Origin of the sequence: Hymenobacter ginkgonis (assembly GCF_009755225.1) — a bacterium.
GTDB lineage: Bacteria > Bacteroidota > Bacteroidia > Cytophagales > Hymenobacteraceae > Hymenobacter > Hymenobacter ginkgonis.
This window is the reverse complement of record NZ_WQKZ01000001.1, coordinates 305,327-331,964: the sequence shown is the minus strand read 5'-3', so window position 1 is coordinate 331,964 and position 26,638 is coordinate 305,327. Positions and strand designations below refer to the sequence as shown.

The following is a 26,638-nucleotide window of genomic DNA, read 5'->3' as shown; positions in this document are numbered from 1 at the left end:
TGATGAGAACCACACTCCAGAACGTCATGCTCCATCTGGCGTCCGCTTTGCGGGTAGGGAAAGGACTGTTACTGGCTGGTGCCCTGCTCGCAACCCTCGCTGCCGCCCACGCCCAAACTCCCGCCGATACCACCGAATACACCCTGCGCGTGGCGGCTAAAAAAACTATTAACAACTCGCAAACCAACGGCAAAGCGGGCTTTTCGGCGTACCAGGAATACCCCACCCGCACCGTTGCACAGCTCCAGAATTTCACCCCGGCCGAGGTGAAGCTGAGCAAGTACGGCGGGCGCTTGGATAAGCGCACCACGGCCACGGGTTTCTTCCACGTGCAGAAAATTGGGGGCCGCTGGTGGGCCATCGACCCCGCGGGCTACTACTACCTGCACAACGCCCTGAACGACTTGCAGCCCGGCAACTCGGCCCGCAACGAGCAGGCGCTGAAGGCGCAGTTTGGCAACCGGGCGGGCTGGCTGGCCGCCACGCGCAAGCTCTTGTTTAGCAACGGCTTCAATGGCTCGGGCGCGTGGTCGGCTACCCAGGATATTCGGGCGAGTAAGGACCAAAACCAGCAGCCGCTGGCCTACACCGTCAACCTCGATTTTATGAGTGGCTATGGCAACCAGCGCGGCGGCACCTACGTGCAGCCCGGCCACAAGGGCTACCCCAACGACGCCATTTTCGTGTTCGACCCCGGTTTTGAGGCCTTCTGCGAAGCGCACGCCAAGCAACTGAGCCAGTACAAACAAGACCCCAATCTGTTTGGCTATTTTTCGGACAATGAGCTGCCGCTGCTGCGCAAAAACCTCGACGGCTACCTGGCCCTACCCCCCTCCGAACCCGGCTACCAGGCCGCCAAAAAATGGGCCGACGAGCGGGGCATCAGCCCGGCCACCATCACCGACCAAAACCGGCAGGACTTCCTGGCCTTTGCGGCCGAGCGCTACTTTTCCATCGTGGCGAAGGCCCTGAAGAAATACGACCCTAACCACATGTACCTGGGCTGCCGCTTCCACGGCGCGCAGCGCTACTACCCCGAGCTGCTGCGCGTGGCCGGCAAGTACCTCGATGTGGTCAGCATCAATTACTACAACAATTGGACGCCCGAAAAGCAGTGGGTAGCCGATTGGGAAACGTTGACGGGCAAGCCGTTTATCGTAACGGAATGGTACGTGAAAGGCGAGGATGCGCCCGGCCTGGCCAACACCGCCGGCGCCGGCTGGGTCGTCAAAACCCAGGCCGACCGCGGGTTATTTTACCAGAATTTCACCCTCGGGTTGCTCGAATCGAAGAACTGCGTGGGTTGGCACTGGTTTAAGTACCAAGACAATGACCCGACCAAAGAGGGCGCCGAGCCCTCGAACACCAACGCCAACAAGGGCATCGTCGATAACACCTTTCAGCCCTACCAGCCGCTGCTGGATAAGATGAAAGAGTTAAACCAGCAGATGTACCACCTGGCCGATTTCTTTGACAGCCGCTCGCCCCACCAGCCATGATGCGCCGCAATCTTCTTTGGCTGGGTGGCTGGGCGCTGGCGCTACTGCCCGCCGCGGGGCTGCGGGCGCAGGCGCTCAAGCCGCGCGTGCGGGAGGTGGTGCATCCACCCGCGCAACGGAGCAAGTTTCGGCTCTATCTGCTGGTGGGCCAGTCGAATATGGCCGGCCGCGGCACCGTCGAAGCCCAGGACACTTTGCCCAATCGGCACGTGCTGCGCCTAAACCCGGCCGGGCAGTGGGAGGTGGCCAAAGACCCGCTGCACTTCGATAAGCCTGTGGCGGGCGTAGGGCCGGGGCTAGCCTTTGGCCGGGCCATGGCGGCGGCCGATACCAGCCTGGTTATCGGCCTGATTCCGTGCGCGGTGGGCGGCTCGGGCATTGATGCCTGGGCGCCCGGCGCCTACTTCGCCGGCACCCAAACGCACCCCTACGACGACGCGCTGGCCCGTGCCCGCACGGCCCAGGCGACGGGCACGCTGGCGGGCATTATCTGGCATCAGGGCGAAACGGACAGCAACCCCGACAAAAGCCCCGCGTATGCCGCCAAGCTCGCGGCGCTCATTGCCCAGTTTCGGGCCGATTTGCCAGGCCCTACCCTGCCTTTTGTGGCGGGGCAGCTGCCGGCTTTTCAGTTTACCAAAACCGGCCCCGACGGCGTGGCGCACCCCAACCCCGATGCCGGCCGCGTCAACGAGGCGGTGGCGGGGCTTGGCCAAACGGTGCGCTACTACGCCTTCGTGCCCGCCAACGGCACCACCGACCGCGGCGACCAGCTGCATTTTGATGCCGCCTCGACCCGCCTGCTGGGGCGGCGCTACGCCCAGGCCATGCTGCGGCTGCAACGCCAGGCCCCACGCCGGCCGTAAAAGCCGCGTCAGCCAACTCCCCTACCCCCTCTTGCTTTCATGAGAAATATTTTCCTCGCTTTTTTGCTTGCCCCTACCCTGCCGCTGGTGGCCCAGGCCCAACAGCCAGTGGAGCAGCGCATTACCAATTTGCTCCAGCAGATGACGCTGGAAGAGAAAGTGGGCCAGCTCAACCAATACTCGGGCCGCGAGCTGACGGGCCCGGCCAGCGCCCGCAAAAACGACCAGCTCAACGCCATCCGCACCGGGCAGGTGGGCTCGATGCTGAACGTGAAAGGCGCGCAAAGCACCCGCGAGATTCAGGCCGAAGCCTTAAAATCGCGGCTGCACATCCCGCTGTTATTCAGCCTCGACGTTATTCACGGCTATAAAACGGTGTTCCCGATTCCGCTGGGCGAAGCCGCCAGTTGGGATATGGACGCTATTCGGCTGGGCGCGCACGTGGCGGCCAAAGAGGCCGCGGCGGCCGGCATCCACTGGACGTTTGCGCCGATGGTGGACGTGGGCCGCGACCCACGCTGGGGCCGCGTGATGGAAGGCGCTGGCGAAGACACCTACCTCGGCGCTCAGATTGCGCGGGCGCGGGTGCTGGGTTTTCAGGGTGAAAAGCTAGGCGGCACCGATGCCGTGATGGCTTGCGCCAAACACTTTGCTGCCTACGGCGCGGCCATTGCGGGCCGCGACTACAACGCCGTGGATATGAGCCTGCAGCAACTGTGGGAAACCTACCTACCCCCCTTTCGGGCGGCGGCCGACGCGGGCGTGGCCACATTCATGAACTCGTTTAACACCCTCAACGGCGTGCCCGCTACGGGCAATAGCTACTTGCAGCGCGACATTTTGAAGGGCAAATGGCAGTACCCCGGCTTTGTGGTGAGCGACTGGGGTAGCATCCGCGAGATGGTGCCTTGGGGCTACGCCCTCGACCTGCGCGACGCCGCCCAAAAAGCCCTGACGGCCGGCAGCGACATGGACATGGAAAGCGATGCCTACCACGGCAACCTCACCAAGCTGGTGCAGGCCGGCAAGGTAGATGTGGCGCTGGTGGACGAGGCCGTGCGCCGCATTCTGCGCAAGAAATTCGAATTGGGCCTCTTCAACGACCCCTACAAATTCTCGAGCACCGGGCGCGAAAAGCAGGTCCTCAACGACCCGCAAAACCGCCAGGCTGCCCGCCAGGTAGCGCGCAAGTCGCTGGTGCTGCTTAAGAATGACAACCAGGCCCTACCCCTGCGCCGGGAGTGGGGCAAGCTAGCCATCATCGGCCCGCTGGCTAAGGCCAAGCGCGACCTCGACGGCAGCTGGGTGCCCGAGGCCGATACCACGCTGATTACGAGTGTGTACGAGGGCCTCGACCAGCGATTGGATGCCAAAACCCAGCTGCTTTATGCCAAGGGCTGCGAGGTGCTCGGCGACTCGCGCGCCGGCTTTGCCCAAGCCGTAGAAACCGCTAAAAATGCCGATGCCGTGGTGCTGACCGTGGGCGAAACCTGGGACATGAGCGGCGAAGCCAAGTCGCGCGCCGACATCCATTTGCCCGGCGTGCAGGAAGAATTGTTTCAGGCGTTGAAAGCTACCGGCAAGCCCATCATTGTGCTAGTATTTGGGGGTAGGCCGCTCATCTTCAACACCATCGCCGACCAGGCCGATGCCATTTTGATGGCCTGGTGGCCCGGCGCCGAGGGCGGCCACGCCCTGGCCGACGTGCTGAGTGGCGACTACAACCCGGCCGGCAAGCTGCCCATCACGTTTCCACGCGCCGTGGGCCAGATTCCGATTGCCTACAACCAGCAGTACAGCACCGGCCGGCCGGTCACCAAGTCTGGCGATACCAAGTACCGCTCGGCCTACATCGACACGCCCAATACACCGCGCTATGCCTTCGGTTACGGCCTGAGCTACACCAAGTTTACTTATTCCGACCTCCAAATCAGCCGCCCGCAGCTTGCGCCCACCGAAACGGTGCAGGTGCAGTTTACGCTCACCAATACTGGCTCCGTGGCTGGCGAGGAAGTGGCCCAGCTTTACTTGCATGATATAGTGGCTTCTACGGTGCGCCCCCTCAAGGAGCTGAAGGATTTTCAAAAGGTGCTGCTCAAGCCAGGTGAAAGCAAAACCCTGACATTCAACATTACCAAAGACAAGCTGGCTTTCTACAACCAGCAGCTGGCCTGGGTGGCCGAGCCCGGCGAGTTTCAACTAATGGTGGGCAGCGCCTCCGACGACATTCGCCTGACGGGTATAGTGGAGTTGCTACCGTAGCCGCATTTTTTTGTCAATCAAGCCTCTTCCAGCACCTTGTCTCGTCAGTCATGCTGACGCAGGAAGCATCTTGGCAGGGCAGAACTGCTACCGTACGAGCCTGGCAAGATGCTTCCTGCGTCAGCATGACAAACGATTAACAAATTGCTCATAATCAAAAATATTATTGCTTATTCATGTCTGCGCTAACTCAATTTTCTTTACAGGATAAAGTCGTCGTTATCACGGGGGCTACCGGCGTGTTGGGCGCGGCCCTGTCGCTGGCAGTGGCCGAGGCGGGGGCCAAAGTCGTGGTGATGGGCCGCGATGCGGCGCGGGCCGAGGCGCGGGCGGCCGCCATTAGGGGGGTAGGCGGCGAGGCGCTCGTCATTCTGGCCGACGTGCTTGATACGCCGCAGCTCGAAGCCGCCCGCGACCACATACTGGCCACTTGGGGCCGCATCGACGGGCTCGTGAATGCTGCCGGCGGCAATATGCCCGGCGCTACCGTGAGCCCCAGCCAGGATTTATTCGACGTCAGCATTGCCGATACGCGCCATGCGGTAGACCTAAATCTGTTCGGCACCGTTATCCCGACCACCGTTTTTGGGCGCGTGATGGCGGCGCAGGGCAAGGGCTCCATCGTCAATATTTCTTCGCTCACGGCGCAGCGGCCGCTTACGCGGGTACTCGGCTACACGCTGGCGAAGAAGTCGATAGAAGCCTACACGCAGTGGATGGCCGTGGAGCTGGGCCTGCGCTACGGCGGTGGCATTCGCATGAATGCCATTGCGCCGGGCGTATTCCTCACCGAACAAAACCGCCATTTGATGCTCGAAACAGACGGCTCGCTCACGGAGCGCGCCCGCAAGTTTATCGCCAACACGCCTTTCCAGCGCTTCGGCGAGGCCGAAGAACTAGCGGGCACCCTCATCTACTTACTCAGCGACGCCTCGAAGTTTGTGAGCGGCGAAACCGTGCTGGTTGATGGCGGCTTCAACGCCTATAGCGGCGTGTGATTGAAGCTAATGATGCTTGTAGCCATTCGTGGTTAATTAATTAGGTAGTCGTGCTGGCGGGGCGCCTCCCCCCTACCCCCTCTCCTTCAGCGAGGGGGAGCCTGCCGACCGCTCAAGACCGGTGTATCCTCGCTGAAGGACAAGGAATTAGGGGGTGAGGCTTTCTATGGAGGGCGACTACTTACTCCCTTTTAAAGCCCTACTCAATACCTTAAATCATCCCACTCATCTTTTATGCCCCTTATCCAAAGCTGGCGCTGGTTTGGCCCCAACGACCCCGTGAGCCTGTCCGACATCCGCCAGGCGGGTGCTACTGACGTGGTTTCGGCCCTGCACCAAATTCCGAATGGCGAGGTGTGGCCGGTGGCCGCCATCCGCGAGCGCCAGGCGCTTGTTGCCGCGGCCGGCCTCACGTGGAGCGTGGTAGAAAGCGTGCCCGTGCACGAAAACATCAAAACCCGCACCGGCGAATACCAGCGCTATATCCTTAATTACCAAACATCTATTCGCAATCTGGCGGCCTGCGGCATTTATACGGTCACGTACAATTTCATGCCTGTACTCGACTGGACGCGCACGGATTTGGCTTTTCCCGTAGCCGATGGCTCGCGGGCACTGCGCTTTGAAAAGGCGGCGTTCGTGGCCTTCGATGCGCTGCTGCTTCGGCGCCAGACCGCGGCCCAAGCCTACACCGCTGAGGAGCTGGCCCGCGCTCAAGTCCGCTTCGAGGGCATGAGCGAGGCCGAGCGCCAGCAACTGCAACGCAACGTGATTGCGGGGCTGCCGGGCAGCGAGGAGAGCTTCACGCTGGCGCAGTTTCAGCAGGCGCTGGATGCGTACGCGGGCATTGACGCCAACCAGTTGCGCCAGCACCTGATTTTGTTTTTGCAGGCCATTGTGCCGGTGGCCGAAGAGGTAGGCGTGAACCTGGCCATTCATCCCGACGACCCGCCCTACCCCATCTTGGGGCTGCCGCGGGTGGTGAGCACGGCCGACGACGTGGCCGCGCTGGCAGCGGCCGTGCCGTCGGTGCGCAACGGGCTGTGCTTCTGCACTGGCTCGTTTGGGGTGCGGGCTGATAACGACTTGCCGGCCATGGTGCGCGCGTTTACCCCGCGCATTCACTTCATCCATTTGCGCAGTACGCAGCGCGACGCCGAGGGCAACTTCTACGAAGCCAACCACTTGGAAGGTGATGTGGACATGTACGCCGTTATGCGCGAGCTGGTCGGCGTGATGCGCCAGCGCCAGGTAAGCCTACCCATGCGCCCCGACCACGGCCACCAAATGCTCGACGATTTGCACAAGCAAACCAACCCCGGCTACTCGGCCATTGGCCGCCTGCGCGGCTTGGCCGAGCTGCGCGGCTTGGAGCTAGGCATCAGCCGCTCGCTCGGGTAAAATGCAAAGCGTGGGGGCTATTTCGCAGAAAAAAAACGTCCTGCTGCGCGTAGTGCAGCAGGACGTTTTTTTTCTGCGTGTGCTACACCTATTTAGCAAGCCAGTAGAGCGCCCCAGTTGTGAGCGCACCCACAAGTGTGTTCAGTAGGTTTACGGCATTGTTGGTGAGGTAGTGGCGGCGCTCGAGGGTGGCACCCAGCAGCGAATCGGCAAAATTGCCGGCCGTGCCAGCCAGCAGCAGCCACCCAAAAGCCGCGCTCCAGCCAGCACCCAGGCAGTAAACGGCCGCGATAAGAGCGCTACCCGCCAAGCCTAACAGTGTGCCTTCGAGACTGACCACGCCATTTAGCCCGCGGGTGTCGGGCTTGAAGGTGAGCACGTTGTAGTAGCGCCGGCCATACACATTGCCTAGCTCCGAGGCTAGAGTGTCGGCGGTAGCGGCGGCGAAGCTGCCCGCCAGCAGCAGCTGGCCCCACGGGGCGGCGGGGGGGTAGCGCCAGCTGAGTAAGCCCAGCGCGCCAGCCACGCCGGCATTGGCTATTACCTGGCCGGCGGTGCGGCGGCCTTTGTTTTCTTCGGCCAAGCCGAGACGGCGCTTGTCGGCCACTTTCCAGGCAGAAGCGGCTGTGCCCAGCCCAAAAAACAGCGCCAGCAGCGCCAGGCCCACGAACCCCGCCCCGAGGTAGATGAGCAAGCCCAGCAGCCCGCCCATCCACACAGCCGGAGTGGTGAGCTTGCCGGCCCGCGCGCTGTAGCCCATACCCAGCGCCAGCAGCAGCAACACGATACCAAGTTGGAAAAACATCATTCGGGCTTCGGGACGCTGGCGGCGACGGGAAACCTTACCCCCTGCCACCAGGCACTTCCTTCGGCACAAAGTAAAGCTCACGGCCACGGCCGGCGCACATTGGCGAGCTCTCGCCCTACCCGGGGCTGCAGTGCCCAAAGGGAGCGTCTACCCCGCAAAATCAGTGGCAGTACCGAAACTATCGCCCTACCCGATAAAATCTTGCATAGCCGCCAGCACCTCGCGGGGCGCGCTGAGGTGGGGGCAATGGCCGGTAGCTTGCAGCGTAACGAGGGTGGCCTGGGGCAGGTGCTCGAGCAGGTATTGCCCCACTTCGGTGGGCACGGCCACGTCGTCGGCGCATTGCAGCAGCAGCGTGGGCAAGTGCAGTTGCGGCAGCAGGGCGCGGTTATCGCCCCAGAAGCTGAGCTGCACAATCTGCTTGGCAATTTCGGGGTCAGACTGGCAGAAGTAGCCGGCCAGCTCGTAGCCCAGGGTAGCGGGGTAGTCTTGCCCAACTAGCATGATGGCAAACGCGTTGGCCCACTGCTGGTAGTTGGCGTCCATGGTCGCCAGCAGGTCGGCCACGTCTTTGCGCTCGAAGCCGCCGTAGTAGCCCGGCTCGTTGAGGTAGTAGGGCGAGGCGGCCAGCAGCACGGCTTTCGCAAAATACTGCGGCGCCCGAATGGCGGCCAGCAGCGCAATCATGGCGCCCGCCGAATGGCCCACGATAATGGCCTCCCGCACATCCAAGGCCCGGCAGATAGCCACCACGTCCTGGGCATAGCCATCGAGGGTGGCGTACTTCTGGGGTCGTAGGCCGCACGGTCGGCGCGGCCGGTACCCATCTGGTCAAACAGCACCAGCTGGTAGCGCGTGGCCAAAGCGGGTGTGAGGTAGTGCCACACCTGCTGGTTGCAGTTGAAGCCATTGCAAAAAATCAGCGTGGGCTGGCCACGACCGACTACCTGCACATTGTGGCGCTGGAGCACGGCCCAGTTTTCACTGTTTCGGATTAGGGGTGCTTCTCGGTGGTGAGGAACGGTAAAAGATTTCATATCGTGCAAGGGAAAGCAGGCCATCAACAAAGCTTTTACTTGCGGCGCCACCAGCTGTTTTGCTCGTGCAAATACCTTGCCTATCAAGCAATAGTCATACTTTGGGCACCCCGCCCCTACCCCCGCCCGTGGTGCCTAGCCCAGCCGGCAGCCGCCTGGCTAGGAGGCATCAGGCTTGCGGCCGAATAGAGCTTGCAGCAAGCCCACGTTGGCAATAATCAGCACCGTGGTGAAGTACGAAACCACCATTTCGGCCATGGCGCATACCTGCGCCGCCGGGCTTAGTGGGTGCAGTTCGCCGCCGCCCGCGGTCGTAAACTTGCCCAGGCTGAAATACAAAAACGTGAGCATCTGCCGCCAGGCCGCTTGTGGGCCGCTGGGTAGGTAAAACGAGTCGTCGCTGATTTCGTGAAGGCAGTAATAATCAATACCAAACGAGCAAACAATCAGCAGCACGTGCAGCGCCAAAAAGCTCAGCAGGTGCTGAAGGTGATAGGGCGAAGTCACCGTTTGGCGAATCCAGCGCAAGATGGCTACCAGAAAATACGCCACCTTGGCCGCCGTCAGCAGCAGGAGCAGCGCCGTATTCACGCGCGGGCTGTTCAGTTCATAAAAATCGAATACGAGCAGCAGCGCCCCGCCCATAATAAAGCTCACGAAGAGCAGCGTAACGCGCACAAGAGGGATTCGCATAACGAGAAAAAGCTAGGGTCGGCGGAAGGTAACGCGCACGCCCGATGCCCACCCAAATGCGTGGGCCGCTCCGCAGCAAAAAGCGGGGGTAGGGAAAGCAGCCTATGCTTTCCCTACCCCCGCTTTAGTGCCGAAGCTGCATGCCGGCTAGCGCCCGCCGGGCGGGCAGTTTTCCTTGAGGAACTTGGTGTAGGTGGCCGCCAGGTGGCGGCTGGTACCCTCGCCCTCCGAGATGCTGTGCGTACGGTTGGGGTAGCTCATGAGCTGGAAGGTTTTACCGTCTTTCACCAGCTCGTTTATCATCTGTTCGGCGTTGTTGTAGTGCACGTTATCGTCGCCGGTGCCGTGCACGAGCAGCAGGTTGCCGCGCAGGTTTTTGGCGTGGGCCAACGGCGAGTTATCCACGAAAAAGTGCTTGTCTTCGGGCACGAGGCCCATGTAGCGCTCCTGGTAAATGTTGTCGTAGTTGAGCTGGTTGTCCACGGCCGCGATGGAGATACCTGTCTTATAAATCTGCGGGTACTGGAACATCAGGTTGAGCGTAGACGAGCCGCCGCCGCTCCAGCCCCACACCGCCACGCGGCTGGTATCAACGAAGCTGTTTTTGAGTACTTCCTTGGCACCCATGGCCTGGTCGCGGATGTTGAGCGCGCCAATGTTGTGGTAGATGGCCTTGCGAAACTCGCGGCCGCGCGGGGCGGGCGCGCCCCGGTTTTCGAGCGAGGCGTAGATGTAACCGTCGTCGGCCATATTGCCCTGGTAGAGGCGGTTGAGGCCCGTACCCACGCGGTCGGTTACGGTCTGGCTAGCTGGCTCGCCATACACGTAGAATACGATGGGATACTTCTTCTTGGGGTCGAAATTGGTGGGCTTCACCATCCAGCCGTCCAGGGTCACGCCATCGGCGGTTTTCACCTGAAAGAACTCGGTTTTGGGCAGCTTCATTGCGGCCATGCCGGCCGGCGGTGTGGGGCTCTCGCCGCCGCTCAGGCGTTGGTGGGCGGGTAGGCTCACCACGTCGGCTACGGGCGTGTGGGCCGCGCTGGAGTAGGTATGCAGCGCAATTTTGCCGTTGGGCGAAATATCGTAATTGTGCCAGCCGGCTTGCGCCATGGGCGTGAGGCGCGTGGCGCTACCCCCCTTCAGGGGCACGTGGTAGAGGTAGGTTTGGGTGGCGTTGGTGGGCGAGGCCATGAAGTAGATTTCGCCCCCGACCTCGTCGATGTTTTCGAGGCTAATCACGTCGTAGTTGCCGGGCGTCAGCAGCTTCTCCTTGCCGGTGCGGTCTATCGAATAAAGGTGGCGCCAACCGTCTTTTTCGCTGGCCCACACGAAGCTCTGGCCCTTGTTAATCCAATTCCAGCCCACGGCCGGGTCTTTGGCGTCAATCCAAGCCTTGTCGGTTTCGCTGAAAATGGCCTTGACCGCGCCGGTGCTGGCGTTGGCCAAAATAATATTGCTCTCGTTCTGGCGGCGGTTGAGCTGCTGCACAATCAGCTCGCTGGGGCCGGCCCACTCCATGCGCGGCAGGTAGTGCTGCACGGCGTCGCCGGGGATATCCATCCACTTGGTAGCGCCGCCGGCCACCGGCACCACGCCAATGCGGGCGCGGCTGGGGTCTTCGCCTACCACCGGGTACTCCACGGGCACCGTATAGGGATAGAGCTGGTCGGTAGTGTTCAGCATCAAGTAGTTGCGCGTCTTGGTCGCGTCGAGCTGCCAGTAGGCCAAGCTCTGGCCGTTGGGCGCCCAGCGGAAGCCGTCGCGGCAGTCCAGCTCCTCCTCATACACCCAGTCGAAGGTGCCGTTGATGAGCTTATCGGTGCCGTCGGTGGTGAGCTGGGTAATGCGGTTATCGGCCAGGTTTTCGACGTACAAGTTGTGTTCGCTCACGTAGGCCACCTTGCTGCCATCGGGCGAAAATTTGGCAAACATCAGCGACGACTCGGGCCGGCCCTTGCCGAGCTGCACCAGCTTGTTGGTGCCTAGGTTATACACCCAGTAGTCGCCGCGGGTGTCGTAGCGCCACACTTTTTTGGTGTTGGTGTTGAGCAAAACCAGCTTGCCGTTATCAGACATAGCAAAGCGGCGCACCTTGAGCGGGGCCGTTTGGCCGGCGGGCGTTAATTGCTGCTTGCTGAGGATGGTGACGGCCTGGCCCGTTTTGCGGGCATCGAGCTGCACTATTTCATCTTGCTGCACCTTCAGGTAGCCATAGCCATCTTTGGTCCATTGGGTGCCGGGGCCCACCTGCGCCTGCGCGGCCGCGGCGGTAAGTAAAAGGGCGAGGGTCGCGCCCGCGTGGCGGACTGCGTGCTGTATCATGCGGAGAAAAACAAGAGAGTTAGTTGGCTGAAATTACCCCCCGCCAACCGAATGCGCGCGGCGCGGCAGCCCGTTCTCCCTGGTTTTACTTCGCATATAACAGACTTACAGCCCATTCAGCATTCAAATAGCCGTCGCCCTTTGCGCCCTACCCTGCCACTAGCGAACCAGCTCCGCAGTGGGCTGCAACTCGCGCAACGCATCAGCCAGCACCTGGTACGAGTGCACCCGCGCTTCGTGGTTGAAAATATTCGACACGGCCATCACTTCATCGACCTGCGTTTGGGCGATAAATTCCTGCAAATCTTGCTGAATGGTGGCTTTGCTGCCGATAAACGAGTAGGCCAGCATCTGCATCACGGCCTGCTGCTGCGCAGGGCCCCACTGCATAGTTTCGACGGGCGGCAGCAAGGGCGCCGGCCGGCCCGTGATAACGCCCAGCATAAACTGCTGCAACGACGTGGCCAGCCACTGGGCCTCGGCATCGGTGTCGGCGGCAATTACGTTTACGCAGGCGATTACGTAGGGCTGGGCCAGGGCGGCCGAGGGCCGGAAATTGCGCCGGTAGATGTCGAGTGCCGCCAACAGTTGACCCGGCGCAAAGTGGCTGGCAAAGGCGTAGGGCAAGCCCATAGCCGCTGCCAGGTAGGCGCTGTCGGTGCTCGAGCCGAGCACGTAAATCGGAATATCTAACCCCTCGCCCGGAATGGCGCGCACGGCGGCCCCGCTATTAGCAGCCGAGAAATACGTTTGCAGTTGCTGGATATCGCGCGGAAAATCTTGCGCCCCCCCGAAGCGGCTGCCCCGAATGGCCTGCGCCGTCAGCTGGTCGGAGCCCGGCGCGCGGCCCAGGCCCAGGTCGATGCGGCCGGGGTAGAGCGAGGCCAGCGTGCCCAGCTGCTCGGCTACTACCAGCGGCGCGTGGTTGGGCAGCATAATGCCGCCCGAGCCTACGCGCAGCGTAGTGGTGCCCCCCGCGATGTAGCCAATCAGCACCACCGGGGCCGAGCTGGCCACGCTGGCCATGTTGTGGTGCTCGGAAAGCCAGAAGCGCGTGTAGCCGAACTGCTCGACGTGCTGCGCCAAATCGAGGCTGTGGCGGAAGGTATCGGTAGGCGTGGCACCGGCCACGATGGGCGCCAAATCAAGCACCGAAAACGCAACTGTGGCGGGAGAACTGGTTTTCATCCTAGTAGTAGAGTAGAAAGGCCTCTAACCACGGCGGCCGCATAAAAGTTGACGCTTGCCTACCCCCTTGCTGGCTGCTTGCCGCGCCGACTGGGCCTTTGCCCCGGCAGTTCGGCGAGCCAGCGCGCATTTTTGCAGCCGGTTGTGCTATTTCGGCCCGCAGCCTTTTGTGCCTATGAAAATCTTATTAGTCGAAGACGAACCCTCGGTGGCCAGCTTTCTGCACCAGGGCCTTACGGAACAGGGCTACACCGTGGACCTGGCCGCCGACGGCCTGCTGGGGCTGCGCCGCGCCCAAAGCACGCGCTACGACTGCCTTATTCTTGACCAGATGCTGCCCGGCCTCAGCGGGCTGGAGGTGTGCCGCCAGGTGCGCGCCCACGATGCGGGCGTGCCCATTTTGCTGCTCACGGCGCTGGGCGAAACCGACGACAAAATCCGGGGCCTCGACGCTGGGGCCGACGATTACCTTGTCAAGCCCTTTGCTTTTGAGGAGCTGCTGGCCCGCCTGCGGGCGCTGGTGCGGCGGCGCACCGAAGCGCCCGCTCAACTCGCGACCCTGCACCTGGCCGACCTCAGCCTCGACCCCGCCACCAAGCGCGTGGAGCGCGCCGGCCAGCAGGTGCAGCTCACGGCCCGCGAGTTTTCGCTGCTCGAATATTTGCTGCGCAACCAAGGCCGCGTAGTGAGCCGCGCCAACCTGCTGGAGCACGTCTGGGATTTGAGCTTTGACACAGGTTCCAACGTCATTGACGTGTACATCAACTTTCTGCGCAAAAAAATCGACAAAGGTTTCGAGCCCAAATTGATTCACACGCTGGTAGGCATGGGCTACGTACTGAAAATCGGAGGGTAGGGACCAGTGATTAATGATTAATTAATGGCTGCTAATTGATAATAAAGAACGTCATGCCTATCGGGCGTCCTGACAGGAAGCATCTTGCTCGCATCGTTGCACGGCGCGAATGAAGCGGTAGCAAGGCTTCCTGTCGGGACGCCCGATAGGCATGACGTTCGTTTTGGCAATCATTAATCACTCAACTATTAACTATTAATCAATTGTCCATTAGTTAGTTAATTATTACGCAATGACTATTCGCCTGCGCTTGGCGCTGCAATTTGGGGCAATTCTGGGCGTGACGCTGCTGCTGTTTGCGCTGGTGATTTACGTGGTCACGCAGGAATCGCGGCGCGAGGTATTTACCCAAAGCCTGTTTCGGCGTACGCAGGTGGTGGGGCATGCCTACGCCGACGGCTTGCAGCACACCGATGCCGGGCAGCAGGCGTCGTACCGGCTGTATTTGCGCCAGCTTTACCGCACGCTGCCCAGCGAAGAAGGCCGGGTATACGACGCGAACAACCACCTGGTATTTCGGGAAGGCCAGGCGCTGGCCAAGCCCGTGCCCGCGGCGTGGCTGGCCGAGGTGCGCCGCACCGGCAGCGCCGTGCTCGAGCCCGAAACCAACTACCACGAAACGGTGGGCCTGCTCTACCACGATGCCCACCTGGGCCCGCTGGTGGTGGTAGCTTCGTCGGTAGATGAGGACAGCCGCCAGCAGCTGCGGCAGCTGCGGCGCCTGCTGGCGGGCGGCTTGCTGGTGGCGCTGCTGGCGGGCGGCGTGGGCAGCTGGGCTTTTGCGGGGCGGGCGCTGTGGCCGCTGCGGCGCATGGTGCGCGAGGTCGATGGCATCACGGCCACCGACCTAAGCCAGCGCCTCACCCACGCCACCGGCGCCGCCGACGAAATTGGGCGCCTGGCCCAGCGCTTCAACAGCCTGCTCGACCGCTTGGAGGCAGCCTTTGCCGGCCAGCGCACCTTCGTGCGCGATGCCTCGCACGAGCTGCGCACGCCGCTCACGGCCCTCACTGGCGAGCTGGAAGTGGCGCTGCTGCAAGCCGAACGCCCCACGGCCGAGTACCGGCGCGTGCTCCAGCGCACCCTCGACTCGGCCCGCCAGCTCAACAGCCTCACCAACGGCCTGCTGCAAATAGCGCGCGCCTCCGACGACCCCTCGCAGGTGCCCATGGGCCCCGTGCGGCTCGACGAGCTGCTGCTGCAAGCCTACGAGTTGCTGCTGCAACGCTACCCCACCTGCCGCGTCGACCTCGACTTGGGCGAAGCCGACGAGGCCGGCGCGGGCACCTTACGCGGCAACGAGGCCCTGCTGCTGTCGGCGGTGCTTAACGTGCTCGACAATGCCTGCAAGTTTTCGGCTGGTACGGGCCAGCCAGTCACGGCTACGTTGGCGCGCAGCCCTACCCGCCTCGCCCTGGTTGTGGCCGACGAAGGCCCCGGCATGAGCCCCGCCGACTTGCAGCAGGTGTTCGTGCCGTTTTTCCGGGCGGCGGCCGCGCGGGCGGTACCGGGCCACGGCATCGGGCTGCCGCTTACGGCGCGCATCATGGCGCTGCACGGCGGCACGGTGCGCGTAGCCAGCGAGCCCGGCCAGGGCACCCGCGTGCGCCTAGAGTGGCCAGCAAGCCGGTGATGGCAACACGCTTCACGGCAGTTTTCTGGCTGGATTTTTTCTGTGGAATGTTCCATCTCGTTAAAAAACCCCGCATTTCCTTCCTACAAGCACTTTAATTTCCTTTTAATCTGGCTTTAACGCCTACTTAATAGGGTATTCGTAAGCTTGTGACCCTGCGCTGAGGGGGGCCGTGCGTGCGGCTTTCTTCAGGCGCCCCCTACGCTTATGACGCACGTTATTTCTTCGCCGGCCCACACCGGGGCGCCCATCGCGGCCCCTACCCCCCCGGCCGGGCCGCAGCCGTCGCCCTTTAGCTCGCTGGGCCAAGATGCGCCCGCCGGGCTGGTGGTATTTCTGGTGGCATTGCCCCTGTGCTTGGGCATTTCGCTGGCTTCGGGGGCGCCGCTGCTGGCGGGTATCGTGGCGGGCATTGTGGGGGGGGTAGTGGTGAGCTGGCTCAGCGGTTCGCACGTGAGCGTGAGCGGCCCGGCGGCGGGCCTCACCATCATTATGCTGTCGGCCATTGCCACCTTGGGCTCGTTTCCGGCGGTGCTCACGGCTACGGCAATAGCCGGCGTGATGCAGCTGCTGCTGGGCGTGGCGCGGGCGGGCATTATTGCGCTGTACTTTCCGGCAGCAGTTATCCGGGGCATGCTGGCGGCCATCGGCATTATCTTGATTTTGAAGCAGCTGCCGCACTTCTTCGGGGCCGATATGGACTACTTCGAGGACATGGAGTTTTTCCAGGCCGACGGGCTGAATACCTTCTCGGAGCTTAGCAAGGCGTTGCAGGCCATCAGTCCCGGCTCGGTGCTGGTGGGGGTAGTATCGCTGGGGCTGCTTCTGGCCTGGGACAGGCCCTTGGTGCGCCGCCAAGCCTGGTCGCGGCTGGTGCCGGGTGCCCTGGTGGCGGTAGTAGCGGCCGTGGGCCTCAACCAGTTGCTGCACACGCTGGCCCCGGCCTGGCAGGTGCGGCCCGAGCACTTGGTGCACCTGCCCGTGGTGACGTCGCTCAGCCAGCTAGCGCACGAAATGAGCTGGCTCGACCTCGAAGCCTTCCGCCGGCCGGTTACTTACGGCGTGGCGTTTACCATTGCTATTGTGGCCTCGCTCGAAACGCTGCTTAGCATCGAGGCCGTCGATAATCTCGACCCCCAGAAGCGCCACACGCCGCCTAACCGCGAACTGCTGGCCCAGGGTGCTGGCAACCTGGTAAGCGCTTTGCTCGGGGGCCTGCCCCTCACGGCCGTTATTGTGCGCTCGTCGGCCAATATTGCGGCCGGGGCACGCACGCGCCTGGCGGCCTTCATCCACGGGCTGCTGCTACTGGCGAGCCTGCTATTTTTGGGCCGCGTGCTGAATTTGATTCCGCTCTCGGCGCTGGCGGCGGTGCTGCTGGTGGTGGGCTTCAAGCTCACCAAGCCCGCGCTCTACCGCGGGCAGTGGCGGCTGGGCTGGGCACAGTTTGGGCCCTTTATTTTCACCATTATAGCGGTGCTCTTCACCGACTTGCTCAAGGGGGTTAGCATCGGGTTGGTGCTGGGTTTCTTCTTCATTCTCAAAGACAACGCCAAGGCCGGCTCCTACCTACGCCAAGACCCGAACCCGAACGCTGACGCCGACGACCGCCTGCACCTGCACTTACCCGAGCACGTGTCATTTTTAAATAAAGCCAGCATCGTGACTACCCTCGAACAGCTGCCCACCGGCAGCCGCGTGCTGCTCGACGGCAGCCGCTCCGACGTCATCGACCACGATGTATTGGAGGCCATTGAGGCCTTTCGGCAGGCGGCCCCGGCACGCGGCATCGAGCTAGAGCTGCGCGGCATTCGCCAGGTGGCACTGGCCGGGCACTAGGCTTATGTACGCCTTGTGCTTTCTACTTACTTAGCTGCTATTATAACCTTTATGAAAAATACCAGAGCCTCTTCCGCTCCTAGCATCGACGCTATTTTAGAGAATAACAAGCAATGGGTAGCCACCAAGAATGCCGAGGACCCGGCGTTTTTCCAGCGCCTGGCCAACGGGCAAACCCCGCGCTACCTCTTCATCGGCTGCTCCGACTCGCGGGTGCCGGCCTCGGGCATCACGGGCACGGGACCGGGCGAGATGTTTGTGCACCGCAACATCGCCAACCTGGTGGTGCACTCCGACATGAACCTGCTGAGCGTGCTCCAGTACGCGGTGGAAGTGCTTGGCGTGCAAGACATTCTGGTGGTGGGCCACTACGGCTGCGGGGGCGTGGCGGCAGCGGCGGCCAACAAGCAGTACGGGCTGATTGACAACTGGCTGGTCAACATCCGCGACGTGGTGCGCCTGCACGAGACGGAGCTGCTGCGCATCAGCGAGGAGAAGCAGCGCCTGCGCCGGCTCGTGGAGCTGAACGTAATCGAGCAGGTGCATAACCTAGCCAAAACCAACATCATCCAGAACGCCATGCGCACCGACAAGCCCCCGCGCCTGCACGGCCTCGTCTACGACATCGCCGACGGCGTACTCAAAGATTTGAACGTGAGTGACGGTGCTGGCCTCTACGATTTGGCGCACATTTACCGCACCGAGGCGAAGCATACGGAGGCTACTCGCCAGCCCGTTAAACTGGCCAGCACTCCCGCAGTCGCTGCTCATGGCCTCCCCACCGGCGCGGAGCCGGCCCAGCCACCGAAGCCAGCCAAAGCAGCTAAGCGGCAAGTGGCTTAATCACGCGGCCGGCCCTACCCCCCTGCCGCGTGCCGAAGGGGGTAAGCCAGCAGTTCCTAGCTAAGAAGACGCCGGGCCCCGGCAACCAGCACTAAGTTGGGTTGCCGGGGCCCGGCGTTGGGCTTTGTGCCCTGCCAATGCCCGCGAATAGCTTGGCCGCTTGCCCATTACTTACCCGCCAGGCGGGGGCTACCCCCCTTTGGGCCGGCAACGTTTGCGTAAGTACTGCCCGCCCCAAACGTTGCCGGGCGCCGAAACTCCCTTAATATTGGTGCCGGTAAGGGAGCCGGGCAGCCTGTTGGCTGGTGAGCTTCCCTTTGCCAAACCCTGCATTGCCGCGCCTCGCTGGCGATGAAACCGCCCACCTATCCATAACCCACTCAAGGAAATGACCAAAATCAGCGTAGCGAACCCAGTTGTTGAGCTCGATGGCGACGAAATGACGCGCATCATCTGGAAATTTATTAAGGATAAGTTGATTACCCCCTACCTGGACGTAGACATTAAGTACTACGACCTGGGGATTGAGTACCGCGATGAAACCAACGACCAGGTAACCATCGACGCGGCTAACGCCATTAAGCAGTACGGCGTGGGCATCAAGTGCGCGACCATCACGCCCGACGAGGACCGCGTGAAAGAGTTCAACCTCAAGCAGATGTGGAAGTCGCCGAACGGCACCATCCGCAATATCCTGGATGGCACCGTGTTTCGCGAGCCCATTGTGATGAGCAACGTGCCCCGCCTGGTGCCCAACTGGACCGCCCCTATTTGTATTGGCCGCCACGCATTTGGCGACCAGTACCGCGCCACCGATTTTGTGACCAAGGGCAAGGGCAAGCTCACTATCACCTTCACGCCCGAAGATGGCGGCGAGGTGCAGTCGTTTGAGGTGTTTAACTTCAAAAACGACGGGGTGGCGCTGGCCATGTACAACACCGACGAGAGCATCCGGGGCTTTGCCCACGCCTGCTTCAACCAGGCCCTGATGAAGGGCTGGCCGCTGTACCTGAGCACCAAAAACACCATCCTTAAGAAGTACGATGGCCGGTTTAAGGACATCTTCCAGGAGATTTACGAGCAGGATTACACCGAGAAATTCAAGGCGGCCGGCATCACCTACGAGCACCGCCTGATTGACGACATGGTGGCCTCGGCCCTGAAATGGAACGGCAACTTCGTGTGGGCCTGCAAGAACTACGACGGCGACGTGCAGAGCGACACGGTAGCCCAGGGCTTTGGCTCGCTGGGCCTGATGACCTCGACCCTGGTGACGCCCGACGGCACCGTGATGGAGGCCGAAGCTGCCCACGGCACCGTGACGCGCCACTACCGCGACCACCAGAAGGGCAAGCCGACCTCGACCAACCCCATTGCCAGCATCTTCGCCTGGACGCGCGGCCTGGAATTCCGCGGCAAGCTCGACGGCAACCAAGAGCTTATCGACTTCTGCCACGCCCTAGAGGCCGTGTGCGTCGAGACCGTAGAAAGCGGCAAGATGACCAAGGACCTCGCCGTTTGCATCCACGGCAACAAGGTGGAGCACGGCCGCGACTACCTCTACACCGAGGAGTTTTTGGAGGCCCTCGACGAGAATTTGAAAGCTAAACTGGGCAAGTAGGCCCTACCCCCCCGTGTAGCCCGAAAGCCCCGCTGGTACTACCAGCGGGGCTTTTTTGGGTGCGTAGTAATGGCGCTAGTCAAACGATGCTGCCATCGCCCTACCCCTGCTAAACGGGCTGACCGCTACGATAGCAGCCGCGCCTGGTGGGCAGCATTGATGAGGGCGGGGGCATTTTTGAGGGTGGCCAGGGCCACTTCCTTGGCGGCTTGCTTTAGTTCGTCGGGGCTGATGTCGCGGGTTTCTTCGCGCACCAAATCGGCCAGCGTTTGGAAGGCGTGGGAAAGGGCTTGGCGCCGGGGGCGCTCGCCGTGCAGCTCGGCGTAGGCCACGGCCAGGTGCGCCTGAATTTTTTTGCGCCGGGCCCGAAACACCGACTCGCTTGCCACTTGCGGCTGAATGGCATCGAGCAACGCGACCAGGGGCAAGAGCTTGGTAGCAGTGGCCGCTGCCTTGGCCACTACTGCCCCTTCTAGGCGCGCACGCCGGCTGCGGGTAGGCTCGGCGTCGCCGCCGGGCGGAGTGCTGGCGGCCGAGGAACCCGGCGGCGCACCAAACGCCTCCTCTCTTAGCAAGTCAATGTAAACAGGCAGCATACGATGCGCTTCAAAGGGTGAGAGGCCCCGCCCAGGTAGGGGCCCAAAAGCGCCCGGCTGCAAAATGCCTGCCAAGCGGCTGCGCAAGCGGGCCAGCATAGCTACTTCGTGCCTAGGTGGCGCTCGTTGAGGGGGCGACCTAGGCCGCAAGGCAGGTTTTGACCCTGGCCGTGAGTGGGCCAGCCAAAGTAGTTGGGTACTTTGCCAACTGCCGAGGCTGCTGGCACGTTTTAGCGCCCTACCCCTAGCTCACCCCATGACTTCCTTTGCTCATCGCCTGCGAAAATTTCTGTACGAAAACGGCTTACTGCTAGCCACTTTTGTGCTCATTGCCAGCAGTTTAGTTGGCCAGGTATTGACCGGCTGGCACGACAACAACGACGATTTGCAGCAAATGGGCCTTGCTACCCTCTCGCTGGGGCAGTACCTGGGCTCGGGGCATTTGCTGGAGGCCACGTTTGAAAACTGGGAGAGCGAGTTTTTGCAGATGGGCGTGTACGTGGTGCTCACCATCGGGCTGCGGCAAAAAGGGTCGCCGGAATCGAAAAAGCTTACCGGCGAGGAAGACGTAGACCAGCAGCCCGACCCGGCCAAGCCCGATGCGCCCTGGCCCGTGCGGCGGGGCGGCTGGTGGCTGCGCCTCTACCAGCATTCGCTCAGCATCGTCTTCCTGCTTTTATTTCTGGGCGCTATGTACCTGCACGCCCGCGGCGGCACCATTGTGTACAACATCGAGCAGGCCCACGAGGGCAAGCCGCTGGTAGACGTGTGGGGCTACCTACACACGAGCCGCTTCTGGTTCGAGTCGTTTCAGAACTGGCAGAGCGAGTTTGTTTCCATTTTCTCGCTGGTCAGCCTCTCCATTTTTCTGCGCCAGCAGTCCTCGCCGCAGTCCAAACCCGTGGATGCGGCCACATCGGAAACCGGCAAGTAACGGCGATTTCACCCCGAAAAACCTTGGCGCAGTTGCTAAGGCACCTCCTGGTAGCGCACCCGAAAGGAGCCATTGGCCAAGCTCAGCTGCTCGACTTGCTTCGTCCAGTGTTTGTCGCGCTGAAGCACTGCCTCGAAACGGCCTTCCACAATTTTGGCCACGGTGTCGAGGCGCGTGACTTGCAGGGTGGGTAGGCTTGCCGCATCGGCCGTTGCGTAGCTGTTGGTAGCCGCATCGAAGCCGACCAGCACATACCAGGCAGCCGGCAGCGCCTGCACCGGCGCGAGGGCGGGCCGCGCCGGCAAGGCAAAACCCAGGCTTAGGGAGGTGGCCTCGGCGGCCGTGCCCGCCTGGCCAAATACATAGAATTGCTTCTTCGACTTGACGTAGGTGCCCGAGCCGGGGGCTACCCACAAGGCGGCGCCCGTGTTGGCGCGCACAAAAAACTCGGGTTGGCCAGGCGCCGCTTCTTCGGGCGGCACGGCCGTGTCCTTACTACACGCCCCTACCCCCCCTACTAGGAGCAAGCCAACCGCCACGCGTACCAACTTAATTTTCATATAAATAGGCAGGAAGAGTTCTTGTTCAAGAGTGCAGCCGAGCTTGTGCAGGTTGCAAGTAACAAGCCAATTTGATAATTTACCGGATAGCAGCGCCAAAAAAGAAGCCCGTACTGACGTAGTCGGCACGGGCTTCTTTCTTAGCACCAGTATGTCAAACCTACACCAGTTTATCGGGCGTAATGGGCAACTCGCGCACGCGCTTGCCGGTGGCATTGAAGATAGCATTGGCAATGGCCGGGGCCACGCCGATGGTGGCAATTTCGCCGATGCCCTTCGTACCTAAGGCATTGACGTGCAGGTCGGGCTGGTTTACGAAGTACACCTCCACAGCCGGCGCATCGGCGTGCACGGGCACGTGGTAGTCGGCAAAGTCTTTGGTGACGTAGCGGCCGTAGCGGTCGTCGATAATGGCGTGCTCCATCAGGGCCATGCCAATGCCGCCCACGGCGCCGCCTTTCATTTGGTTGGCGGCAGTTTTTTGGTTGATGATGGTGCCCGCGTCGGCGCACGACACGAGCTTGCTCACCCGCACTTCGCCGGTGAGGGCGTGCACCCGCACCTCGGCAAAGTGCACCGAAAACGAGTACATCGAATACAGCTGCCCATCGTTGCCGGTGGGCTTCGACTCGACGTTGACGAGCGCCGCGCCGGGCTGCTTCAGCAAGTCGGCGTAGGGCACGCGGGTAGCGGCGTTGCTACCCAGCGTGAGGTAGCCATTGGCCAGCGCCACGTCTTCTTTCTTGGCCGAAGCAAAGGCTGGCGCACCAGCTGCCGCCAGCTCGCGCAGCTTGTCTTTCAGCGCCATACACGCATCTTGCACGGCTTGGCCTACCGTGTTTACGGTAGAGGAGCCACCCTGCGAACCCGACTGCGGGAAGCCGGAATTGCCCAGCTCGAAACGGATTTTTTCGGGGGGTAGGCCCAGGGTATCGGCCGCAATCTGGGTCATGGCCGTGCCCGTGCCGGGGCCGATGTCGGTGGTGGCGCACTGAAGCACCACGGTGCCGTTGGGTAGCAGCTGGGCGCTGACGTGGGCCGCGCCGCGGTGCGCCCCAAACGTGCCTACCCCCATGCCGTAACCCACCAGCCAGTCGCCGTCGCGCAGCGCGCCGGGCTCCAGCTTCCGCTTAGTCCAGCCGATGCGCTCGGCGCCGGCCCGGTAGCATTCTTTGAGAAACTTCGTGCTCCAGGGACGGTTTTTCTCGGGGTCCTGGTCGGTGTAGTTGCGCAGCCGGAACTCCAGCGGGTCGAGTTTGAGCAGGTAGGCCATTTCATCCATAGCCGACTCTAGGGCGAAAGCGCCGGTGGCCTCACCGGGGCCGCGCATCCAAATGGGCGTGCCTACGTCGAGGGCCGCAATGCGGTAGCGCGTCGTCAGGTTGGGCGACTGGTACATCATGCGCGTCTGGGCCAGCGTCGACTCGGTAAACTCTTCGTAGGTAGAGGTTTGGCCGATGCTCTCGTGCGTGATGGCCGTAATTTTACCGTCGGCCGTGGCACTCATGCCCACTTTTTGCCAGGTGTAGGGCCGGTAGCCCACCTGCGTAAACATCTGCTCGCGGGTCAGCATCAGCTTCACCGGCCGGCCTACTACCTTGGCCCCGATGATGGCGGCCGACTCGTGTGGCCAGCTGTGCAGCGCGTTGCCGAAAGCCCCACCCACGAAGGTGGCAATAACTTGCACATTGGCCTCGGGCAAATTCCACTCCTTGGCAAAGTCGCGGCGCGTGCCGATGGTGCCCTGCGTCTTGTCGTAAATGGTGAGCCGGTCGGGCGCCTCCCAATGCGCCGTGATGGCCTGCATCTCCATCGGGTGGTGCATTTCGGTCGGAATCACGTACTCCTGCTCGATTTTTAGGGCCGCCGTTTTGTAGGCGTCGGCCTGCCCGCGCTGGTAGTCGGCCATCGGCGACTTCGGGTTTTTCTGAGCCGACGTTGGCAGAAAGGCATCCTTTGCCCCGGCTGCCATATTGGTTTGGTGGGTTTCCTGGGTGTAGTGCGCCATCACGAGCCGCGCCGCGTAGCGGGCCCGCTCAAACGTATCGGCCACCACCAGCGCAATGGGCTGGTCGTTGAAGCGCACCTTATCGTCGTGAAATATCTTGAGCGGCCCGCCCACTGTTTGGGGCTGTGAGGGGTCCTTACCCGTCGGCTTAAAGCCCGGCACCTGGGGCGAATTGAGGTGAGTAATGACGGCCAGCACCCCCGGCGCACCCACCGCGGCCTTGGTATCAATATGCGCGATGCGGCCCTTGGCAATCGTGCTGCCTACTAGCACCCCGTAGCTCATGCCCGGCAGTTCGTACTCGGCCGAGTATTTGGCCGCGCCGGTCACTTTTTGGTGGCCATCCACCCGGTTCATCGGGGCCCCGATTTGCTTGTCTAGCGTTTTCATATCGAATCGGAGAAATTAGACGGCAGCCGCCGTTTTGAGGGCCTGCACAATCGTATTGGGGGCCAGGCGCAGCTTGTAGGCGTTGTGCTTAAAGGCTTTAGCGCCCTGCATAGCCACCGTAGCAGCCTGCCGGAAGGTGTCTTCTGTGGCGGGCTTGCCTACCAGCACTTGCTCGGCGGCCGTCAGGCGCCAGGGCTTGTGGGCTACCCCCCCCATCGCCAGGCGGGCTGCTTTAATAGTGTTACCATCCAGGTCTAGCGCCGCCGCAACCGACAACAGGGCAAAGGCGTAGCTAGCCCGCTCGCGCACTTTTTGGTAATGCACGTGCTTGGTAAACGGGCTGTCGGGCACGTCTACGGCGGTTATCAACTCGCCGGGCTCCAGGTTGGAATCGCGCTCCGGCGTGTCGCCGGGCAGGCGATGAAAATCGGCGAAGGCCAGCTGCCGGTTGCCCTTGGGGCCGCTCACTAGCACCGTAGCATCGAGGGCTACCAGCGCCACACTCATATCCGAAGGGTGCACGGCAATGCACTTATCGCTAAAACCGAAGATGGCGTGCATGCGATTAATGCCTTCGAGCGCGCCGCAACCCGTGCCGGGCTGGCGCTTATTGCACGGCATGCTCAGGTCATAGAAATAGGTGCAGCGCGTGCGTTGCAGCATATTGCCGCCCACGGTGGCCATGTTGCGCAGTTGGGGCGAGGCGCCGGCATTCAGGGCCAAAGACAGCAGCGGATGGCGCTCGCGCACCTGCGCATCGTTGGCCACGGCCGAGTTTAGGGCCAGTGCACCCAATCGCAAGGTGTTGCCCTGCCTTTCGATTTTGGCGAGGGGTAGGCGGTTGATATCCACCAGCTTTTGGGGCGTCATCACGCCGCGCTTCATCAAATCGACGAGGTTGGTACCGCCCGCGATGAACTTGGCGTTGGCATCCTTCGCCACCGCATCGATGGCAGCTTGCGGCTTGGTGGGCCGCACGTATTGGAACTGGTTCATACTTTTTGCCCTCCCTGCTTCACGTCTTGAATGGCGGCCACAATGTTGGCGTAGGCCCCGCAGCGGCAGATGTTGCCGCTCATGTACTCCCGGATTTCACCTTCCGAGCCAGCGTGGCCTTCGCGCACGCACGCCACGGCGCTCATAATCTGGCCCGGCGTGCAGTAACCGCACTGAAAGCCGTCGTGCTTCACAAACGCTTCCTGCATCGGGTGCAGCTTGTCGCCATCGGCCAGCCCCTCGATGGTCGTGATTTCCTGGCCGTCGTGCATCACCGCAAAGCTCAAACACGCGTTTACGCGCTGGCCATCGACGTGCACAGTGCAGGCGCCGCACTGGCCGTAGTCGCAGCCTTTTTTGGTGCCGGTGAGGTGCAGCTGCTCGCGCAACAGGTCGAGCAGGGTAGCGCGCGGCTCTACCGAAAGTTTGTGCTTCACCCCGTTGACTTTCAAGCTCAACGGGATTTTTTCGAAGGCATCGGCTACTCGCTCGTCGAGCTTAGCGGCGGCAGCCGACACTACCGGGCCCGGCACCAAAGCCAGCGCCGTAAGCAACGACGACTGCTTGAGAAATGTGCGCCGGTTTTCGTCGTGGTTGGCCGGCACATCCGGCTCAGAATTCATAGCCATGTGGTAAGGGAATTTAGAAGTAGAGAAGCAAGGACAGCGCCCGGCGGGCGTAGTTGCCACCCAAATGGGCCTTTGCAACCGCCAGGCGGTAGTGCCGGTTCGGCGGGGCTTGGCCTTTTTAAGCAAGTTAAGCCGGTTTCCCTCTAAACCCTAGCGCGTAGCAGGCAGCCCCCGGCTACTAAGCACGCACCAAGTTTGAGGGGGGTGGCCGGCCGGTTTTCGGGCCCTACCCCCCTCTAGTGCGAAGCGCACCCCCGGCCGAATGGGCAACCGAAGCAAAGCCGGGCACTGGTAATTGGGGCCGTTAGGAGTTGCCCACCAGGGCGCCGGCTCAAGCTGTATGCTGACGCGCCTTGCATTCAGACAGTCGCGGCACAGGCGCACGCCGCCACTATTTCGGTCGCGGCGCCGAAATCTCAGAAACCCTCTCTAAAATTAAGTCTGCCCACCGGGCACGTGGGCGCCCCAACGGAGTGGTCGCTTTGGCCCAGTACCTCCGCTCCGACGAGGCGGGCGTCGTCGCGGGCTATGGCTTGCCCGGCGGTGGCGGGCAGCCAACGCAACTGCACGGTTTTGAGGGCCGCGCATGCTTTAAAACAAGGGGGTAGGGCAAGGGCTACGCGTGGAAGGCGGCGCGCACCGCGACTAGGCCCTCG

22 protein-coding genes are annotated in these 26,638 nt (G+C 62.1%); 11 read left to right on the top strand and 11 right to left on the bottom strand.

What is annotated here, in order from left to right; translation table 11 throughout:
* Nucleotides 1–2 precede the first annotated feature (2 nt).
* From GO988_RS01330 to uxuA, 5 genes are all read left to right on the top strand, one after another.
* Nucleotides 3–1,499: an agarase gene (locus tag GO988_RS01330; RefSeq protein ID WP_157561730.1), complete on the top strand. Its 1,497-nt coding sequence runs from the start codon at nt 3–5 to the stop codon at nt 1,497–1,499.
* Nucleotides 1,496–2,365 carry a sialate O-acetylesterase gene (locus GO988_RS01325; protein WP_157561729.1) on the top strand — a complete coding sequence of 290 codons (870 nt, stop codon included), beginning with the start codon at nt 1,496–1,498 and terminating at the stop codon, nt 2,363–2,365. The genes GO988_RS01330 and GO988_RS01325 overlap by 4 nt, the downstream gene beginning before the upstream one ends.
* Before the next feature lie 39 nt (nt 2,366–2,404).
* Nucleotides 2,405–4,627: a glycoside hydrolase family 3 N-terminal domain-containing protein gene (locus tag GO988_RS01320; RefSeq protein WP_157561728.1), complete on the top strand. Its 2,223-nt coding sequence runs from the start codon at nt 2,405–2,407 to the stop codon at nt 4,625–4,627.
* 176 nt (nt 4,628–4,803) lie between these two features.
* Complete coding sequence (locus GO988_RS01315) at nt 4,804–5,625, top strand: SDR family oxidoreductase (protein WP_157561727.1); 822 nt, start codon at nt 4,804–4,806, stop codon at nt 5,623–5,625.
* Between the two features lie 234 nt (nt 5,626–5,859).
* The gene (uxuA, locus tag GO988_RS01310) at nt 5,860–7,026 is read left to right on the top strand and encodes a mannonate dehydratase (RefSeq protein ID WP_157561726.1); all 1,167 of its coding nucleotides are present in this window, start codon (nt 5,860–5,862) and stop codon (nt 7,024–7,026) included.
* Nucleotides 7,027–7,114: 88 nt separating this feature from the next.
* Here the strand turns inward: uxuA and GO988_RS01305 are convergent, their stop codons facing one another.
* From GO988_RS01305 to GO988_RS01280, 6 genes are all read right to left on the bottom strand, one after another.
* Nucleotides 7,115–7,834, bottom strand: coding sequence for a DUF92 domain-containing protein (locus tag GO988_RS01305; protein ID WP_198172459.1), 720 nt, complete (start codon nt 7,832–7,834; stop codon nt 7,115–7,117).
* A gap of 186 nt (nt 7,835–8,020) precedes the next feature.
* On the bottom strand, nt 8,021–8,587 hold the full coding sequence (locus GO988_RS01300; RefSeq protein WP_157561725.1) for an alpha/beta fold hydrolase: 567 nt from the start codon (nt 8,585–8,587) through the stop codon (nt 8,021–8,023).
* On the bottom strand, nt 8,518–8,871 hold the full coding sequence (locus GO988_RS01295) for an alpha/beta fold hydrolase (RefSeq protein ID WP_157561724.1): 354 nt from the start codon (nt 8,869–8,871) through the stop codon (nt 8,518–8,520). The genes GO988_RS01300 and GO988_RS01295 overlap by 70 nt, the downstream gene beginning before the upstream one ends.
* A 159-nt stretch (nt 8,872–9,030) precedes the next feature.
* Nucleotides 9,031–9,564 (bottom strand): ion channel, encoded by a 534-nt coding sequence (locus GO988_RS01290; protein ID WP_157561723.1) that lies wholly within the window; start codon nt 9,562–9,564, stop codon nt 9,031–9,033.
* 147 nt (nt 9,565–9,711) lie between these two features.
* Nucleotides 9,712–11,889, bottom strand: a complete 2,178-nt coding sequence (locus tag GO988_RS01285) for a S9 family peptidase (RefSeq protein ID WP_157561722.1) — start codon at nt 11,887–11,889, stop codon at nt 9,712–9,714.
* Nucleotides 11,890–12,048: 159 nt separating this feature from the next.
* The gene (locus tag GO988_RS01280) at nt 12,049–13,077 is read right to left on the bottom strand and encodes an LLM class flavin-dependent oxidoreductase (protein WP_157561721.1); all 1,029 of its coding nucleotides are present in this window, start codon (nt 13,075–13,077) and stop codon (nt 12,049–12,051) included.
* 175 nt (nt 13,078–13,252) lie between these two features.
* Between GO988_RS01280 and GO988_RS01275 the strand changes: the two genes are divergently transcribed.
* The 5 genes from GO988_RS01275 (at nt 13,253) to GO988_RS01255 (ending at nt 19,869) form a co-directional block, all read left to right on the top strand.
* Complete coding sequence (locus GO988_RS01275; RefSeq protein WP_157561720.1) at nt 13,253–13,933, top strand: response regulator transcription factor; 681 nt, start codon at nt 13,253–13,255, stop codon at nt 13,931–13,933.
* Between the two features lie 232 nt (nt 13,934–14,165).
* Nucleotides 14,166–15,566 (top strand): sensor histidine kinase, encoded by a 1,401-nt coding sequence (locus GO988_RS01270; protein WP_157561719.1) that lies wholly within the window; start codon nt 14,166–14,168, stop codon nt 15,564–15,566.
* A gap of 207 nt (nt 15,567–15,773) precedes the next feature.
* A complete protein-coding gene (locus GO988_RS01265) occupies nt 15,774–17,405 on the top strand; it encodes a SulP family inorganic anion transporter (RefSeq protein ID WP_157561718.1) in 1,632 nt (543 codons plus the stop codon).
* A gap of 51 nt (nt 17,406–17,456) precedes the next feature.
* Nucleotides 17,457–18,248, top strand: a complete 792-nt coding sequence (locus GO988_RS01260) for a carbonic anhydrase (RefSeq protein ID WP_157561717.1) — start codon at nt 17,457–17,459, stop codon at nt 18,246–18,248.
* A gap of 388 nt (nt 18,249–18,636) precedes the next feature.
* The gene (locus GO988_RS01255) at nt 18,637–19,869 is read left to right on the top strand and encodes an NADP-dependent isocitrate dehydrogenase (protein ID WP_157561716.1); all 1,233 of its coding nucleotides are present in this window, start codon (nt 18,637–18,639) and stop codon (nt 19,867–19,869) included.
* Between the two features lie 125 nt (nt 19,870–19,994).
* On the opposite strand, the gene GO988_RS01250 is transcribed toward GO988_RS01255, so the two are convergent.
* A complete protein-coding gene (locus GO988_RS01250; RefSeq protein WP_157561715.1) occupies nt 19,995–20,465 on the bottom strand; it encodes a hypothetical protein in 471 nt (156 codons plus the stop codon).
* Between the two features lie 256 nt (nt 20,466–20,721).
* Between GO988_RS01250 and GO988_RS01245 the strand changes: the two genes are divergently transcribed.
* The gene (locus GO988_RS01245) at nt 20,722–21,399 is read left to right on the top strand and encodes a DUF6766 family protein (protein ID WP_232341329.1); all 678 of its coding nucleotides are present in this window, start codon (nt 20,722–20,724) and stop codon (nt 21,397–21,399) included.
* A 35-nt stretch (nt 21,400–21,434) separates the two neighbouring features.
* Here GO988_RS01245 and GO988_RS01240 read toward each other — a convergent pair whose 3' ends face one another.
* The 4 genes from GO988_RS01240 to GO988_RS01225 form a co-directional block, all read right to left on the bottom strand.
* A complete protein-coding gene (locus GO988_RS01240; protein ID WP_157561714.1) occupies nt 21,435–21,959 on the bottom strand; it encodes a hypothetical protein in 525 nt (174 codons plus the stop codon).
* A gap of 160 nt (nt 21,960–22,119) precedes the next feature.
* On the bottom strand, nt 22,120–24,357 hold the full coding sequence (locus tag GO988_RS01235) for a xanthine dehydrogenase family protein molybdopterin-binding subunit (protein WP_157561713.1): 2,238 nt from the start codon (nt 24,355–24,357) through the stop codon (nt 22,120–22,122).
* A 15-nt stretch (nt 24,358–24,372) separates the two neighbouring features.
* Nucleotides 24,373–25,353 (bottom strand): FAD binding domain-containing protein, encoded by a 981-nt coding sequence (locus tag GO988_RS01230; RefSeq protein WP_157561712.1) that lies wholly within the window; start codon nt 25,351–25,353, stop codon nt 24,373–24,375.
* Nucleotides 25,350–25,982: a (2Fe-2S)-binding protein gene (locus tag GO988_RS01225; protein WP_198172458.1), complete on the bottom strand. Its 633-nt coding sequence runs from the start codon at nt 25,980–25,982 to the stop codon at nt 25,350–25,352. The genes GO988_RS01230 and GO988_RS01225 overlap by 4 nt, the downstream gene beginning before the upstream one ends.
* Nucleotides 25,983–26,638: the final 656 nt, after the last annotated feature.

Coding starts and splice junctions, on each gene's coding strand:
- GO988_RS01330 (WP_157561730.1), top strand. CDS start 3: ATGAGAACCACACTCCAGAACGTCATGCTCCATCTGGCGTCCGCTTTG.
- GO988_RS01325 (WP_157561729.1), top strand. CDS start 1,496: ATGATGCGCCGCAATCTTCTTTGGCTGGGTGGCTGGGCGCTGGCGCTA.
- GO988_RS01320 (WP_157561728.1), top strand. CDS start 2,405: ATGAGAAATATTTTCCTCGCTTTTTTGCTTGCCCCTACCCTGCCGCTG.
- GO988_RS01315 (WP_157561727.1), top strand. CDS start 4,804: ATGTCTGCGCTAACTCAATTTTCTTTACAGGATAAAGTCGTCGTTATC.
- uxuA (WP_157561726.1), top strand. CDS start 5,860: ATGCCCCTTATCCAAAGCTGGCGCTGGTTTGGCCCCAACGACCCCGTG.
- GO988_RS01305 (WP_198172459.1), bottom strand. CDS start 7,834: ATGATGTTTTTCCAACTTGGTATCGTGTTGCTGCTGCTGGCGCTGGGT.
- GO988_RS01295 (WP_157561724.1), bottom strand. CDS start 8,871: ATGAAATCTTTTACCGTTCCTCACCACCGAGAAGCACCCCTAATCCGA.
- GO988_RS01290 (WP_157561723.1), bottom strand. CDS start 9,564: ATGCGAATCCCTCTTGTGCGCGTTACGCTGCTCTTCGTGAGCTTTATT.
- GO988_RS01285 (WP_157561722.1), bottom strand. CDS start 11,889: ATGATACAGCACGCAGTCCGCCACGCGGGCGCGACCCTCGCCCTTTTA.
- GO988_RS01280 (WP_157561721.1), bottom strand. CDS start 13,077: ATGAAAACCAGTTCTCCCGCCACAGTTGCGTTTTCGGTGCTTGATTTG.
- GO988_RS01275 (WP_157561720.1), top strand. CDS start 13,253: ATGAAAATCTTATTAGTCGAAGACGAACCCTCGGTGGCCAGCTTTCTG.
- GO988_RS01270 (WP_157561719.1), top strand. CDS start 14,166: ATGACTATTCGCCTGCGCTTGGCGCTGCAATTTGGGGCAATTCTGGGC.
- GO988_RS01265 (WP_157561718.1), top strand. CDS start 15,774: ATGACGCACGTTATTTCTTCGCCGGCCCACACCGGGGCGCCCATCGCG.
- GO988_RS01260 (WP_157561717.1), top strand. CDS start 17,457: ATGAAAAATACCAGAGCCTCTTCCGCTCCTAGCATCGACGCTATTTTA.
- GO988_RS01255 (WP_157561716.1), top strand. CDS start 18,637: ATGACCAAAATCAGCGTAGCGAACCCAGTTGTTGAGCTCGATGGCGAC.
- GO988_RS01250 (WP_157561715.1), bottom strand. CDS start 20,465: ATGCTGCCTGTTTACATTGACTTGCTAAGAGAGGAGGCGTTTGGTGCG.
- GO988_RS01245 (WP_232341329.1), top strand. CDS start 20,722: ATGACTTCCTTTGCTCATCGCCTGCGAAAATTTCTGTACGAAAACGGC.
- GO988_RS01240 (WP_157561714.1), bottom strand. CDS start 21,959: ATGAAAATTAAGTTGGTACGCGTGGCGGTTGGCTTGCTCCTAGTAGGG.
- GO988_RS01235 (WP_157561713.1), bottom strand. CDS start 24,357: ATGAAAACGCTAGACAAGCAAATCGGGGCCCCGATGAACCGGGTGGAT.
- GO988_RS01230 (WP_157561712.1), bottom strand. CDS start 25,353: ATGAACCAGTTCCAATACGTGCGGCCCACCAAGCCGCAAGCTGCCATC.
- GO988_RS01225 (WP_198172458.1), bottom strand. CDS start 25,982: ATGGCTATGAATTCTGAGCCGGATGTGCCGGCCAACCACGACGAAAAC.